A 15223-nucleotide genomic window follows, 5' to 3' on the forward strand; every position below is an offset into this window, starting at 1 on the left:
CCATCACACTATTTGTTATGTTTATTCTCGAAGTCTTTCGCTTTCTTTAAGAGTTCATCTCTTGTGTCTGCACCTGGAAGAGCTTTCTGCTCTCCTGTCTTGTTATTGTATTCCTTATCTATTTTATTTCCTTCTGAGATGTGGTTGTTTTGCAGCTCTGTATGTTGTTTTTGAACATCTTGCTCCTGACTGTTTATACTCTGACGTGCGTGTTGATTAGCCTGTCTGTTTTCTGACGCCAGATTCCCGACGCTGCTATTCACGTCCTGCTTAATACCTGCACCTGCAGTCATGTTATCAATGCTCCCTGCATGTTGTCCGAAGTCAGAAACAACGTCGTTACGGCCTCCCCCCGTTGAAACACCGCCCATATCCTGCCCAATCGAACCCCGGGCATCCTGGAATGCCCCGTCTACTTTAGGTTCAACCTGAATCTTCACGAACTCTCTCGCAAGCGCCTCACGCTGTGCTGCAATTTCCGGAGAACTGGTGTCGGTCAGAATAGCTTCGGCATTCTGCGGTGCCTGTCTGTGGACAAAGTTCGCGAACTGCTGCGTCAGGTTTTCACTCATTTGCCCGTTCATACTTTCAGTGCGTGATGCCATCTCGCTGTATTCATGACTCCGGGTTTTGCTGCTCGTATACTGGTCATAGCTGTTTTTCGCGCTGGACAGAGAGGCGGCAAACTGGTCAACACGCGAAGACGCATTATTATCTGTAATATTCCCGGATGTCGTTGTTTTACGACTGGTTAAGTAATCGGAGCCTTCCCTGAAGTCTTTAACCGCCTGGCTGTTGATATCGTGGTTATTGGTATTAGAATGACGGCCTGATTCACTCGTATTGTCTTGCGAACCTGAACTAGCCGTACCACTAATCGATACTCGACCACCGCCTTCTACATGTCCTCCATTACCAAATATTTCCAAACCGCCGTCAACTCGTGCACTTCCATACATTTCGCCAGAGACCGCACCTTTTACTGATTTATCCATTAACTGACTAAATGCTTCATCTCGACTTATATGATTGGCTTTCGAGTAAGAATCAACAGCATTCATCATTTTGCTTCTGGCCATCGTGTCCTGGGATGATTCCGTTCTGTCAGCCCCCGTCGTCATCGAGGAGCTGGTGCCCATATTGGTTCCAAACTGCTTCAGCGTGTTCCAGGCGCTGGTCACGCTGTTGTTATACCCGTGCATGGCGCTGTCAGCCTGCACTTCCGACTCTCTGGCCATCTGCTGCTGCGCACTGGCAATCTGGCGGCCGACGTTGATATCGACCGGGAGTTTCGACATGGCGCCACTCGTATCCCAGACCATCGAGCCATCCCGGGTCTGGGTTCCCGTCCCGCCGTTTGCCAGCTGTCGGGTCATCTGACCAAATGCGGTTGTGCTGTTCGTGTTCCAGCTGTTACCACTGACGTTGTCCGTCTGCATGTTGGCGTAAGAGTAGTTTCCGTCAACAACACCGGACGCCGCCTGCGAGGTTGAACTGAGGCCGGACGATGCAAAATGGCTGTAAATATTGGAGAAGCCCGCCCCCACGCTTTTAATCATCATCCAGGCCAGTCCCGGGATCATCAGCGAGATATACCCCGCCGTGGTCCCGATATCAGAATTACGCAGCTGGACCTGGGACATCTCGGACAGCACAACCGGTGTGGCGTTTTTGGTGGCGTAAAACACCATGGCACTGTTCAGAATGGCGTAAAGGATCGGCCAGCACTGCAGCCACATCAGGGCCACAACATACCCTTTCAGCACCTGCATAGTCAGCATGTTAAACATGGCGGAGATGACGATGATCGGGAACATCCCTATCATCATGCCGAGAATGACGGTCTGCATCATCGGCAGCGTTCTCAGTGCCTGCTGCCCCATGGATGCCTGCGCGAGACGCTGCTTCTCCAGAGAGGATGTCGTAGCAATGTTGATCAGGCTCGCGGTGTCATCACTGCGGGAGGCATAGCTCTGTATTCCGCTTCTCAGCGCGTTCAGGGTGATGTTCTGGCGGATGATTTGGCTTGCTGACTGGCTGTTGTTATAGAACGTCTGATAACTGTCACCCAGCAATGTAGACATCAGCACATCCGGGTTTGGCCGCCCGCCGAATATCTGGCGGGTATAATAACTCCAGGTTTTGCCTCCCGTCTGCGTATCCAGCGCCAGCGCGGCTTTCAGTGTCACCGACGTCTCCAGACAAGTTTTAAACTGGTTATTCCTGTCAAACACGCCCCTCAGCGGGCTCGGGTTGGAGAAAATCAGCGTGTACGGGTCGGTGGAATGCATCAGGTCTTCAAAGGAATATTTCTGATTGAGCAGCATATCCCCAATCACGCAGTTCTGAACGTAGTCCGAGAAGACCGACACAATTTCCGGGTTCTGCGACATAAAGTCGGTACTTTTCGCCACGAGATTGCTGCCAAAGAGCATCCCTGTTTTGCTGTACACGGCGCTGTCCGGCAGCGTCATGACCATTTCAAAGCTCTGCACCAGTGCATTCCCTATCCGCGTGGTCAGCGAAGCCGGGATAGCGAGGCCAATTGGCACATTATCCACCTCGTAAACCGCTGACGGCTCGGAATAATCGATAATCTGGACCGATGTTTTTATCACTATCAGCATGGATACCAGGGTCAGCGAGAAGACCCAGCCCAACAGGTCCATGACGCTGTGTTTTTTAATCCAGCTTCCCGCGACAATCAGCACGGAGAATGCGACACACATCCTCTCGATGATTCTCCAGTTATCCGTCTGCATAAACGCAGCAACCGCGTTAAGGACGTGCCGGTACCAGTCACCTCCGGCAACAACGTAAACTTCCAGCATCACATACCTCCTGCAAAATGGTAGTTATTCTGATAGCGGGTCATCATCCTTGCGGACACCTGCTGGCGCATGTAGCTCATCTGGCGGTCAACCACCAGTAATGCGTCCTGCTGGACCTGAACGCGCGCCTGGAACGTAGCGATTTGTCGGGTGGCCTGGTCAAGGTTCTGCAGGATCATGTCCATGGTGGCCTGCGGATAGTTACCCGTGGCCATCATCGCCCGTGCCTGCTGGATAAGCTCCTGGATGTACTGCAGCAAAATGTCGTAGCCGATGTAATCCGTCAGCTGATAAAGCAGTGAGTTAGAAACCCCGAGCATCTGCGGATCAACCAGGTATTTAAAGACAGGGATTGTGGTGCTGGAGATAAATCCCTTTTCCTGATCCGTCAGTGCCTGGTCGGCCACCGCCTTGTTCTGGATACTGTTTAACAGTTTCGCAATCTGGTTCTTGAGGCCCTTGTCAGCGGTGATGGTAACGGTCGCATCCGCCACGACCTTGAGGCACTTATCCGCATCGTTGCAGTGATAGATTTTGGCGCTGCCCCCTTCCATCATCGCTTTGATCAAATCCTGGTCGGTGGTACGTGCCGGCAGCGGCGTAATCTCGCCATTTTCACCAAAAATGAGCGTCCCGGTCAGGGTCATAATGAACTCTTTCAGCTCCTTATTGCCGTCAAACAACCTGTTCTTTGAAAGGCCGTTCCACATGATGTTGATGTTTTTCATCACGCGCTCTTTATCCTTATCGCTGGCTTTATCCTGCACGCTGTCCAGCTGGCCCCCCACGGTGCACCCTTGCCTGGAGGCCGCCCAGTCAGAGAAAATGTTGCTTTCACCGGCAATATCCTGACAGACCTTTTGCTGAGCCACCTGTGTCCGCGGGAACAGGCCACCAACAATTCCCTGCGCAGCCTGACACGAGCTGAGGTTGGTGCTATTAATATCGCTGGCCATCTTTTGCAGGAAGTCTTTGGCCGTTTTGATTTCCGGTACCGTCGTCTGCAGTGCAAGGTCGAAAAAGTATCCTGAGGCGTTACTCATGATTTGCTTGGCAAAGCGCTGCAGCTGGTCGCTGTTGATGAAGCTGAACGAGCCGAGGTAGGCGTCAATCCCTCCGCAACCGGCATTAATGTCCGGCAGGGTCATGCTGATCAGCTGAATGGTTTTGACCTGGGTTCTCGCGTAGAGCGAGCCGCCAGAAGCATACCCGGCCGCCTGCCCCTGCCAGACCTGTGGCTGAGATGTGTTTGAGGCAAACCCGAGCTTATCGAAGAAGTTATTCATATCCCCGTTAACATCGGCGGCAGCAGCAAACGACAGCCCCAGAAAGAGGCTGCACAACACGGATAAAGGTTTACGGACGCGCATGGGTCTCTCCTTTATCAGCGCATTCAGGTACCACCGCAATTGACTGCGCCTGGGTGAATTCTCTGGTCATAGTGCTCATGATGTCGCGCCTTTCTGATACCGTTCAAACCAGAACACAACTGGCCTTTCGACGACTTCAAGCAGCTCGAAACGCTCTGCCGTGCGGAAATTCATGCTGCTCTTACGGGCTCTCTCAACCTGCAGTGAAACCTGCTTCCTGAACATTTCGAGTGAGTAGGATGTTTTGAGAAGATTGCACGGCGCACATGCCGGAAAGAGGTTCTCCAGACAGTCGGCTTCAGGCCTGAATACTTCACCTGTCGATTTAAGCCTGAACATGCCTTTTGCTGCCGCCTTCATGCACTGCTCTGATTTACGAAGAACCGCCTCGACGTGATCGGCGTGCCATCCTTTTTCCGGCAACGGATTACCACAGTAAGCACAGCGGCCACCAAACTTCATGCGCAGCTCTGCACGCTGCTTTCTGGTAATGGAAGTCATGTGCTAGTCCCTCCAGTCCCTTAATTCTTCCTCAAGGCGATCATCAGCCTCGGCCTGATCCTGAATGTCACCGTCCACTTCAATGCTGGCACCCGCCCAGTCACGGGCGCATGCTTTTCGATGCCTGCGGTTACCCATTTCCCATGCCGGATTTTTCAGCTCTTTGTTCCACGCGCGAACCATATATTTCATTGGCGATTTTGACATTTCACTCTCCTTTCCCGGCAGTGGCACACGGTTTTTTTAACTGACGGTGCAAAAGCAGGAGGTCGCACCGGTAAAGCAATTCACTCAGGACAACGCCGGAAACCCACACCACACAGCACCCGGCTGAGAGCGCGAAAAAGATGCAGGGCACGAAATACATCAGAACATTCCACTGGTTCACCACAGCCTTTGCCCGGCCGGTCAGATCTTCAGGCCCCATGGTTTGCGTCACCAGATCAAACCAGTGGTGGGTTCCCCACCACAGAAGCAAACCGGATACGCCACAGACAAGAAACCAGTAAAAGCAGAAATCGAGCTTTTCCTGTTCGCGGTGTTTCCGGGAGTGCAGGTATGCTTTCGCGGCGGCATAATCCTCCGGGCAGGGTTTGCTGTAACTATTCATGTTGCGGTTTCTCCATCATCTGAAACAACGTATCCAGCCGGGCCATGAAGCCCTGTGCGTCAGTGGCCCCCTGCAGGATCGGGAAGGCATCGAGCGTGTTCACATTCACTAAAAACGTGGTGGGTGTGGCCACCGGGATGTTCGGGAAAAAAGTCTTCATGACATCCGGCGGTGCGGGAAGGGCCTCCGGGAACGCCGGGTCACCCTGCCCGTCAATGGTGTATGAAAAGACAGAAAAGCCGTGCTGCGCGGACAGTTCCTTCAGGATCGGGTCAAACTGATGGCAGTACGGACAGTGCCCCTGCATGAACAGCACCACCTTCCAGTCCGCCAGATTGACCTGTCTGCCGTTGCTGAGACGAAACCAGACCGGTGCTGCAGCATGACTGACGGGTGCGGGGACGGTTGCCGGCGTCTGCCCGGCGGTTTCTTCCGTCAGACCTTTCGGGTTATACAGCGATTTCACCTCATCCAGGGTACTGGCGTGGGCGGCTGAACACAGCAGCGCGGCAAGCGAAAATGACGTAAAGCGCCTGCGCCATGCCTTATTCAGGGTGGTTTTCACGGTCTTTCTCCTCTTTTTCGGCTTCCTCGATTAAAACGTTAATGATCCGATAGCCACCAAATATCATCATGGCGATACCAAATATCTCCCCCAGCTGAACGGCCATCTCAGGTTGTCTGCGCACCAGGCGCGCGATGAGATGGAAAAACACGCCGACAGCCACCACCCACGTCCCCGTGATATCCAGATCCGGTATGCGGAATTTACGCATCGTGCGCTCCTCAGAAATTGGGTTTAAAGTCGCTGGAAACATAAAGAAACTGCTTCGCCAGGTCGTCCTGGCTGATAAAGCCGTAGCTGAGGGGTCTGACCTGCCCGCTTTTCGGGTCGACCAGCATCATGGCCGGGAAGTATTTCACCCCGAGCTGTTCCGCCTGGCCCTGGTCAACACGGGAATCCGGCAGTAACGGGTTCACCACGCCGTCAACCGAGACGGGGATCACGCTCAGCCGGTAGGTATCACGGAAATTACTCAGGACCTGAACCAGTTGCCCGTCAATCGGGTCGCGGCCCCGGTAAAAGAACATCACCCCGAAATGCCGGGCGATCTCAGAAATTGCCTTACGCTGCTCGGCATAGTCCGCCGCGAGCTGGTTTTTTACCGTGCCGTTGTAATGACTGAACTGCAGGTTGTAATCGAGTTCAGGATGCTCAAGGAAGGCTTTCTTCGCACTCATCGAAAATAAGCCAGCCTGCTGTGTCCAGTAATTCTGCAGGCGGAAATACTTCACAAACGCCGGTACTGAGGGATACATAATAGCTTCGGCTAATGCCTTTTTAGTTTCCTGCTGCAGGGCCGCCTGCTTCTGTAAAATATCCATTTCCCGGGGCGGTGGTGGTGAAGTATCCGGGTCGGGATCCGGTGTTTGTACCGGATCGTTATACCACTGCCACCCGGCATCTTTTCCCTGAGCTGACATGACGGCGCAACACAGCACAGCGGGCAGCAGTACCAGCCGTTTCATTTTCATGAGACACCTTTATTTCTGAGGTTTATTTCCTGAAAGAAACTGGTAGACGGCGTCTTTATCCAGCCGGATTTTCTCACCTGTTTCTGATTGCTTACCTGAGAAGCCGGTTCCGTCGCAGAACACGGCATATTGTCTGAATATCAAATCTTCACGAACATCGTTTTTTATTATCCAGGCCTTACCGGAGGCGTTTTCGCAATGCACGCCATAGAACGCGTTGGTGGCGTTAAAATGCGATTCCTGCTTATCCCTCACTAACCCGAAACACATCATACCCGTCATAAACAGGATGAAAACAGCGACCAGCGCGACAGCCAGCCATTTGGAATTTTCCTCTCTCATTTATTTTCCTCGTTTTCTTTTCTGCTGTTTTTATTACCCGGACTCAGCACTTCACTGAGAGAAGAAAAGAAAAAATAAGAGAGGATCCAGAGTGCACAAAAAACAAGGATGTACAATGAAGCAGCAATAACATCACTGCCGGACGTTTCTTTAACCGTATCCCATGTCCAGATTATTACCGGGGCGGAAACAATAAGCGTGATACATAATCTGATCACAAAATCCGCAACACGGTTTGAAGAAAATTGTGGTTTCATACTTGCCTCTTATTTATTTCGACGTCTGACGACTCATAATTTCTTTAATACGATCTTTCGTCTGGTTAGTGAGCACATCATTACCCGGGATTTTTTGATTCTTCATCAGGTCATCCATGAAGTTGGTAAAATCGAGGGCGCGAAAATTAATTTGCTGAAGTTCATTAACGGTGATCCCGCGACAATCCGGGCTGCTGGCGTCACCAAAACTGATATGCAACTGTCCGTTTCGCCCCTGCTGCTGAACAATCTGTGCCAGTTTTGAGTCAAACTGGCAGTAGCCACGTTTCTTCTCAAGACACACACCCAGCACCGATTTGGAGCAGAACTCCCCTACGCTGACCGTCAGTTTGTCCGCCTTCGCTTTGGCCAGCGCTTTTTCATCGCTGCTGCAGCTCGCCAGTCCCGCATCCTGACCCCAGCCGCTGTCTTTACAGCAGTTGCTGAAACCGGCGGCGAACTTCTTACAGAACTTCGCTTTCCCGGTAAACGCTCTCACATCCACGCCATTAAGGGCTGCCACGTCCTTGCCGGCTGCAGCAAGAGCCGCCAGCGCGGCTACAGACTGGCCAAAATCATTGTTCTTCCCGCTGGCAGCTTTATCACATTCTCCGTCGAGGCAGAAAACATCCCCGCCGCAGATCATCTGTTTGCCGGTTGTCCGGGTTTCACAGGAGTAAGTGGCATATTCATGAAGACAGGTTCCGTCACTGGCGGTAAAGGCACACTGGCGGGAGGCAAGCGTGCAGCTGTGGTTATCCATCAGCGCCTGACAGGAACCGTAGTCGGAAGGCTGTGTGATATAGGTGTCGCGAAACTTCCAGCAGGCCTGGTAGACCTGATAGGCGTTACCGTCCTGATTAACCGTTCGGTTTCCGCCAGGCTCGATGCATTCCGTGGTCGTCTGCCTGCCTTCGGCCTTGCTGAACGGGCAGTATTCAACCCAGTTCACATCCGGCACCCATTTTCTGGATGGTACCTGCACTGTCACTGTAATCGTAAACCGGTATCTCATATTCTGCTGATACCAGGTAGAAGCTGCAGCAGGATTATTGCGTCTTGTTCTTATTGAAAAACTCAGTATCTGACCTGCACTTATTTGCATGCCGGTCCCCAGTGATACACTCCCTTCACTGTTGTCCATTGAAATAAGGCCAAATGGCGTTGTCACACGCATAAACCAGTTAGGGTTACTAAACGCCAGTCTCTTGTTCCATGAATATGTCGCACTGGTGGTTATAACCGTCCCTCCCAGCGCTGAATTAAACGCCCCCGTAAAGCTATTATTCCCCGCCGCAAATTTGATGGATGATGAGTCGATGACCATCTGTTTTATTTCGGTCGTATCTTCGTAATGACCCGATATTGTTGCAGTTCGCGTGCAGTACTGCTCAACCTGCAGGTCGCGTTCACAGGTCGCGTTGGTAAACTGGCTCCGGTTAACGATTTGAGCCTGACATGCCGGTCCCGTATTGCCGATAATGGTGTCCGCTTTTGATTCAATATCCTTCGCGCTCTGGATAAACGGGGTATCCTGGGAGATGCTGTCGGGTGGCCGGTTACTGAACGATTCGGTAATACTCTGCCCCACTTCACTGCTGGCCCACTGGGAGGACGCATCATTTTTCAGCGCATTATCTCCGCTGGCCGTCACGCCACCGTAATATTTTTTCTGGTCCGGATTGCTGGTATAGCCCGGCAGGTTTTGCGTCCCGTTAAAGTTTTTCAGGGCATCGATTCCCCCGCCCTGGACCTGTTTCGCATAGTCCGAACCGGCCCTGTAATCGGTGCTGCTGTCCGCGCGGGCGGGTCCGGTAAACCAGATAAAGGCACCGAGCACAACACCGTGGATAAACAGAATGACGGGCAGTGTCCTCACTTCACACCTCCCAGCAGATGGCGGGCGATCTCCGCGCAGTCCCCTTTCTCTGCCACCTTCTCCAGCGCCTGTTTCAGACGAATATTGCCATGCACCACGTCAAAGCCAGCCCGGCAGCGCACCACCAGAGCCGGCACGCTGCGGATGTTGTACTGTGTATAAACCGTCGGGTCGATCTGCACTCCCTGTGTTGCACCGTCCTGGACCAGTCTCATCACCGCATCCGTTGTCGCTTTCATATCGTTATTAACCAGCCCCCGCAGCGTAGCGGGAATCCCGTACTGGCCGGTTTCATGCAGCATCCGCTTCAACCCTTCCTCCGGTATGGAGAAGGACACGAAGTACAACGCGCCTTCTGCTGGCTTATCCTGGTTAGCCGCTTTTTGCTGGCTGGCCAGATTATCGATGTACTGACGGTCAGTACCGGCCAGAGGGTTACGGCTAATCTGATCGTCCAGTTCCTGCTGCAGCTGTCTGTCAGGGTGCTGACGCAGCTGTTCGCTGAAGTTTTCCTGCTGCTTCAGCCATACCTGGTCAGTGGTTACCGGACTCCCCGGCGTGCCTGCAGCGGCGGTACCGGTCAGTAAGGTTGCGAGGATAAATGCATTCAGTCGTGTCACAGGAGACTCCCTTCAGAGGTATACACAGTTACGTTTGCGCCACATGAGATAGCCATAGTTTTTGCGGGTATTCGGTGGGTTTCGCCCCGTTTCCCAGCGCATCACGCTCCGTCCGAGGGGATGACACCGCCCGCTGTCCGGGTACATGTTCACCATCTGATAGCGCCAGCGTTCCTTTGGAATAATGGGGGACGGGTACTCGTAACACACTGCGGTATCCGCTCCGACCGTTTCCATGATCTGCCCCTGACGGTGCAGTTTGTAGGCCATGCGCTCACTCAGCAGTAATGAGGACTGCAGGGGGCTGGACTCATTACTTACCCATCCGCTGAAGGGGTACATTGACCCCTGCGAACCGGCACACCAGAACAGTGGATCAAGCGGCAAGTGGAAGGCGCTGGCAATCGCATCCGCCGCACAGGCGCCCTGCGCTAACGGGTTAGCAAATAACACCGCCTCCGGGTTCAGGATCGTCGTCAGACTGCTGTCCACCCAGGTCGGGTCAATTTCCGACAGATAGGCGATATCCATATCACCGCCTTCCAGACAGCCGGATGAGGTGATGATATTTAGCCAGTATGTCAGCGGGTATTTGTACCAGTGGACGTGATAGAACGCGCCATTGACCTGCTTATCATCCTTTTTGGCCGTTCCCATACCGGTCTTGCCGAGATTGACGCTGAAGCCCCCCAGATTCACCATGCAGCCCGGTGAACGGCTGACGTCCGTCAGGGCCATTGGCTCCCAGTAGCCCATCGCCAGGCCGATACGTACAAAAACAGGCGGCGGGGCCGGGCAATACTGGATAGCACTCCCGGGATTCGGTGTATCCGGCTGGTCACCTTGCCCCACCTGCACGCTGCCGAGGGATAGCGGGAAAATACAGCTCCAGCAGACATCGCTTATCGGATTAACAAACCGGCCCTCACAGGAAGGATCGGCAGCGGCATTCAGGCTGTGTCCCCACAGCAGACAGACCGCCATGAACATCACAATACGTTTCACAGAAACATCCTTATTGCACGGGAGGGAAGGTTTCGATATTCAGCCGTTCACCTGAGGGGGCCGGAGTGATCCGCACCGGTACCCTAGTCAGCCCAAACCGGTGACTCAGCACACCTTGCTGGTCAAAGTAAATCCGGCTGTCCAGCGCGGCAGAGGTCTCTGGCACGCTTCCTTTCACGAGGATTATCTTGCTGATTAACGTCTGCGGAACCTGACGCTTCATCCAGGCCAGCTGGTCCGGGTCATCCCCGTCAATGAAGTACAGCGTCTGCATGAAAGGGACCGTCTTCAGGGGGTTGATGACCTGCCCCTTGCGGGCGAACAGGACACCGTTCTGGTCTTTCAGGTCATCGCTCAGCCTGATACTGGGGTCAAACCAGCGTTGCTCATACCGGTCGGCTCTCACTATCCCTTCTACCGGAGCAGGACGCTGGCTGTTGGTGATCACGCGAGCCTTAAAGGCCTCCATCTCCTGTCCCCAGCGGCCCGATTTCTCCAGTGCATCGAGACGACTGGTGATAAGGGACAACATATCCTGTTCCTGTATGGGCCAGAGGTCGCCCCAGGTTCCCAGGTCCCCGGCGTAGGCCAGCGGAGAGAGAAGGCATACCGCAAGGCATGCCCCCGGGAGAATGTTCATTTCGCGTCTCCCTGCATCCGCTTCGCAATATCCCGCTGAATGCTGAGCGTGATATCCGGCGCCCCGTTGACGACGGCCGGAGCAACCAGGATCAGAACGTGATTCCGGCGCTGCCAGTCATCCAGGCTTTTTTCCAGCGCGTCGTTAAAGCGCTCTGACAGCGCTTTCGACTGGCTTTCTGTCAGCTGTTTGCGGCTGACACTGTCCATAAAGCTATCGAGCGTCTTCTTCATATCAAACGCCACCACCCGGGGCACGCTGTGCGCCATCATGACCCGGGTGATGATGACGTTCGCCATCAGAATAGCGATGACCAGACCGCCGGTGATCAGCACCCGGCGGGAAAACAGCGCAGTTTTTTTGCTCTTGTCCATCAGATGTCACTCCTTTCGTTGTCTCTGGCCACCCGGGCCTCCAGTTCCGCCATTTCCTGCGGGAAGTTACGGCAGGCCAGCTCATAAACCGCATCATGGATACTCACGCCGGCGCGTTTTCGCTGAGTGATATATTCAAAGTCAGCACCGCTGGAGGAGTACATTGCGCGGCTGAGGGGATCGACAAACAGGCGATGCCAGGATGAATGAGCCTCCACGGACAGCATGAATGAGGAGAACCACTGGTCCTTAGCCGAGCCAAAGCGGTTTATCATGTCGCGCTGAAGCGGTGTGAACTGGTCCGGGTAAAGCTGGTTGTACTTGGCAAATTCTTTCGCCGACTGTTTAAGAATGATTTTGTACGAGGAGTTCCCCCAGGCGGCACGCGCGGCGCTGGATGCCGTATCGGAATCAAAATCGACGATGTTCTGGGTAATGGTGATATACGATCCCAGATGGCGGCGGGCAGTACGGTAGCCCTTCTCAATAAATGTACCGACCTTCTCATTCTTGAAGTCCAGCAGACGCCAGCCTTCATCAATCACGTTGAGTTTTTTGAGGTTACGCGGCGTCTGGTACATCCGGTTTTCAATGTAGATAATCAGCGAGAACATCACCGCAACCAGCAGTGACGGCCGGGACTCCAGCCCCCCCAGCTCCAGTACCACCATACGGGCACTGTCATTGAGCGACGGCTCATCAGAGTTAAAGTAACTGCCGTAAATCCCGTTGACGGTGTACTGATCGAGCAGGATGATCATTTCGTCCAGACGGCTGCGGATCGTGGGTGAATCCGCATACGCCGCGCTGTCTTTTGACTGCAGAAGGAAGTCAACCACATCGTCAATACGGGCCTTATTATGTTTGGACAGCCAGGCGGCCTTGACCGCCTGCAGCAGCAGCCCTTCATGGACCTCATCCAGATTGCCGTTCGGGCTGGCCATCACGGACAGCTGATCGCGGATACGCTCGGCGGAAGCATCGAAGTTCTTCTCATCCAGCACGTTAGCAAACGGGTTGAATTTGAGCGTATCGCCATCGAGATAGACGCCGCCCATGTTTTCACACAGCGATTTGTACCCGTCCCCCATATCAAAGACCCAGGAGTACCCACCGGCGTCGATAACGCTGCGTATCAGTGGCTGAATGAGCCCGGTTTTACCGGCACCGGAGGTTCCGCATACCGCCATATTGAAGTTGGTGTTATTCATGCCGGTATAAAACAGGTCAATAAAGGCCAGCTGGTTACGGTATGTGGGGGCCAGTAACCCGGAGGGGGCAAGCGGGCTGTCTGCCACAACCGGCATCAGGTTCGCCACATTAAAGCTTTCCGCACGGCGCACCGCCCCGGCTGCCCGCAGCTGGCTGAACACCCCATCCCCGGGCTTAAAGGGCAGAATAGCCAGGAAGTTACGCAGGTGCTGATAGCGCGCAGCAATAAGTTCGAAGCCTCCCTTACGGAAACTGTTCAACACCTGCTGCTCCGTGGCCAGAGCTGATTCCGCATCATCCGGGGAATAAACCGTGACGTTTAAAAAATAGGAAACGAGAGACGAGGTATTGGATGACAGACGTTTGCGAATATCCCCCCATTCCCTGACCTCTTTCTCAACTGACGGGAAGTATTTCGCGTAGGACGTCTTACTTTTTTTCTCAAGGTCGAGGAATTTCAGGTTGGCTTCGTTCTGAGACTTGACCTGGTCTTCAACCATCATGGTGAGGGTCAGCACAAACGGGCAGGAAATGGACAGCTCCGGGTTCAGGAGATTGGCGTAGTTGTCTGCGCTGGTCCACAGAAAGGCGATTTCCGGATCCCGTGCCAGATGATAATTGGTCACCCGCGTATGCTGCTCCACACCGTTTTTATCCAACAGGCCAATCCTGAGATAGTTCGCCGTCACCTTCATATCGAAGCTGTCTTCAACGCACTGGTAGTTCAGGTCCTGGTAAGGGTCCAGCTTCTTCGGCACTTTGTACATTTCCCCGGGATTAGGGTTGACCAGCTCACTGACCAGCTCCACCAGGCCGGATTCGTCCAGGGTTTTCGTCGGGATCTGCGCCCCCTGCAGTGAGGCACGAATGATTTTGACCTGGTTCTGCACTTCGATGATTTGCGCGTTTGAGTTTTTCCTGCGTGGAATACTGCAGGAGATAAACACACGGTAGTTCCGGAGCGTTAACGGTAAATCCATTGACGGCGGCAGGGCAAAATGCGTTTCAGCAGCGGCAAGATAATAGGCCCGGGTGATGGCGTTAAATTTCTTCTCCTGCGGGCCGCTCCAGCTGAATTCGCGCAGACCGTATTCAATGTCGCCGCCGACCAGCTTGCTGGCGACGAGGTTAATCGTCACCGGCACGTTGCGGGGAAACTTGGTCCGCAGAAGGTTCTCAAGCGAACCGACAATATGTTCATTCGCGCCCGGGAGCGGCCGGGCCTCAAGAAGAAAGCCGACCGATTTCTGATTGATAAACAACCCTGTGTCGCTGTCATAATCTTTATAAGGCAGAACGCGGCTGAACTGAGGGAAGTTCATGCTGGCCAGAATGTTATTCGCTTCAGCAGATTCATCAGGCAGCTTCAGCGCGGTGACTAAGCTGTTCACCGCCTTTGTTACAGACTCAAGGGGATTTGGACTCACGGGTACACTCCTGGCTCATGCATACGATTTAATGAAGACTCAGTATCCTTAGTGGAATTCATCGTTGTGCGTTCAGATGGATGCACTGAAAAGCCGGCATCCTTTCAATACGATATTTTTCCATTCCCTCACTCCTTTTTACCGGAAAGGTTGTGAATGCCCTTATCCCGGTATTCAACGCTCAGATAGCGGGTGATGCCATCAGGACAACTCCAGGCATCTTTTGCTCTGGTATATTGTCTTTCTGGCTGCGCGTTAAATGCCGAAATTTTGCAATGTTGTAATGTATATTCAGTGTCCTCCTTATTAGTTAATATCGCTTTGTATTTACTTTCAGGGTTGAGTAAGTCAAGCGAACCAACTGAAAGAATCAATACCACAATGATCAATAGATTGCGTTTCGTACTATTTTTATTTTCAACACACTGGGTAACAACAGTGCTGGAAGCACCCCAAACAGAGCAAGACTCAGAATGATATATGATGAATCTTCTCTCATCAGAAGATACAAATACTTTAAAAAATACATATCCCCCCCATAAACTGAAACCACTTACATAATAAACACGCTACCGCCCATCCCTTTCAACGCAGAGGGCACTCGTTCTGAAACCGGTAA

The 15223-nt window shown here is 53.1% G+C and carries 17 protein-coding genes; all 17 read right to left on the reverse strand.

The annotated features are described in order from the left end of the window. Window positions 1-8: 8 nt before the first annotated feature. Window positions 9-2831 (reverse strand): conjugal transfer mating-pair stabilization protein TraG, encoded by a 2823-nt coding sequence (traG, locus tag V1566_RS23480; RefSeq protein ID WP_395306042.1) that lies wholly within the window; start codon window positions 2829-2831, stop codon window positions 9-11. Further along, window positions 2831-4201 carry a conjugal transfer pilus assembly protein TraH gene (gene traH, locus V1566_RS23485; protein WP_058842213.1) on the reverse strand — a complete coding sequence of 457 codons (1371 nt, stop codon included), beginning with the start codon at window positions 4199-4201 and terminating at the stop codon, window positions 2831-2833. The genes traG and traH overlap by 1 nt, the downstream gene beginning before the upstream one ends. Window positions 4202-4276: 75 nt before the next feature. Further along, complete coding sequence (locus V1566_RS23490; protein ID WP_395306043.1) at window positions 4277-4702, reverse strand: HNH endonuclease; 426 nt, start codon at window positions 4700-4702, stop codon at window positions 4277-4279. 3 nt (window positions 4703-4705) lie between these two features. Continuing rightward, window positions 4706-4909, reverse strand: coding sequence for a hypothetical protein (locus V1566_RS23495; protein ID WP_024908919.1), 204 nt, complete (start codon window positions 4907-4909; stop codon window positions 4706-4708). Window position 4910: 1 nt separating this feature from the next. Then, entirely contained in the window at window positions 4911-5312 is a 402-nt protein-coding gene (locus tag V1566_RS23500) for a hypothetical protein (RefSeq protein ID WP_395306044.1), read from the reverse strand. Beyond that, a complete protein-coding gene (gene trbB / locus V1566_RS23505; RefSeq protein ID WP_395306130.1) occupies window positions 5305-5865 on the reverse strand; it encodes a type-F conjugative transfer system pilin assembly thiol-disulfide isomerase TrbB in 561 nt (186 codons plus the stop codon). Before trbB ends, V1566_RS23500 begins: the two co-directional genes overlap by 8 nt. Further along, entirely contained in the window at window positions 5858-6088 is a 231-nt protein-coding gene (traQ, locus tag V1566_RS23510) for a type-F conjugative transfer system pilin chaperone TraQ (RefSeq protein WP_395306045.1), read from the reverse strand. Before traQ ends, trbB begins: the two co-directional genes overlap by 8 nt. A gap of 10 nt (window positions 6089-6098) precedes the next feature. Continuing rightward, the gene (gene traF / locus V1566_RS23515) at window positions 6099-6848 is read right to left on the reverse strand and encodes a type-F conjugative transfer system pilin assembly protein TraF (protein ID WP_395306046.1); all 750 of its coding nucleotides are present in this window, start codon (window positions 6846-6848) and stop codon (window positions 6099-6101) included. A gap of 9 nt (window positions 6849-6857) precedes the next feature. After that, window positions 6858-7190: a hypothetical protein gene (locus V1566_RS23520; protein ID WP_058842210.1), complete on the reverse strand. Its 333-nt coding sequence runs from the start codon at window positions 7188-7190 to the stop codon at window positions 6858-6860. Next, window positions 7187-7447 carry a conjugal transfer protein TrbE gene (gene trbE / locus V1566_RS23525; RefSeq protein WP_395306047.1) on the reverse strand — a complete coding sequence of 87 codons (261 nt, stop codon included), beginning with the start codon at window positions 7445-7447 and terminating at the stop codon, window positions 7187-7189. Before trbE ends, V1566_RS23520 begins: the two co-directional genes overlap by 4 nt. A 13-nt stretch (window positions 7448-7460) precedes the next feature. After that, complete coding sequence (gene traN / locus V1566_RS23530; RefSeq protein WP_395306131.1) at window positions 7461-9308, reverse strand: type-F conjugative transfer system mating-pair stabilization protein TraN; 1848 nt, start codon at window positions 9306-9308, stop codon at window positions 7461-7463. A gap of 14 nt (window positions 9309-9322) precedes the next feature. Further along, window positions 9323-9946, reverse strand: coding sequence for a type-F conjugative transfer system pilin assembly protein TrbC (gene trbC, locus V1566_RS23535; protein WP_395306048.1), 624 nt, complete (start codon window positions 9944-9946; stop codon window positions 9323-9325). A 12-nt stretch (window positions 9947-9958) separates the two neighbouring features. After that, a complete protein-coding gene (traU, locus tag V1566_RS23540) occupies window positions 9959-10936 on the reverse strand; it encodes a conjugal transfer pilus assembly protein TraU (protein WP_395306132.1) in 978 nt (325 codons plus the stop codon). A 25-nt stretch (window positions 10937-10961) separates the two neighbouring features. Further along, a complete protein-coding gene (gene traW, locus V1566_RS23545; protein WP_395306049.1) occupies window positions 10962-11591 on the reverse strand; it encodes a type-F conjugative transfer system protein TraW in 630 nt (209 codons plus the stop codon). Continuing rightward, on the reverse strand, window positions 11588-11965 hold the full coding sequence (trbI, locus tag V1566_RS23550) for a type-F conjugative transfer system protein TrbI (protein ID WP_395306050.1): 378 nt from the start codon (window positions 11963-11965) through the stop codon (window positions 11588-11590). The genes traW and trbI overlap by 4 nt, the downstream gene beginning before the upstream one ends. Further along, window positions 11965-14604 carry a type IV secretion system protein TraC gene (gene traC, locus V1566_RS23555; protein WP_395306051.1) on the reverse strand — a complete coding sequence of 880 codons (2640 nt, stop codon included), beginning with the start codon at window positions 14602-14604 and terminating at the stop codon, window positions 11965-11967. The genes trbI and traC overlap by 1 nt, the downstream gene beginning before the upstream one ends. A gap of 128 nt (window positions 14605-14732) precedes the next feature. Next, window positions 14733-14984 (reverse strand): hypothetical protein, encoded by a 252-nt coding sequence (locus tag V1566_RS23560; protein ID WP_395306133.1) that lies wholly within the window; start codon window positions 14982-14984, stop codon window positions 14733-14735. Window positions 14985-15223: the final 239 nt, after the last annotated feature.

Origin of the sequence: Enterobacter sp. ECC-019 (assembly GCF_043974075.1) — a bacterium.
In the GTDB taxonomy this organism is placed as follows: domain Bacteria; phylum Pseudomonadota; class Gammaproteobacteria; order Enterobacterales; family Enterobacteriaceae; genus Enterobacter; species Enterobacter asburiae_D.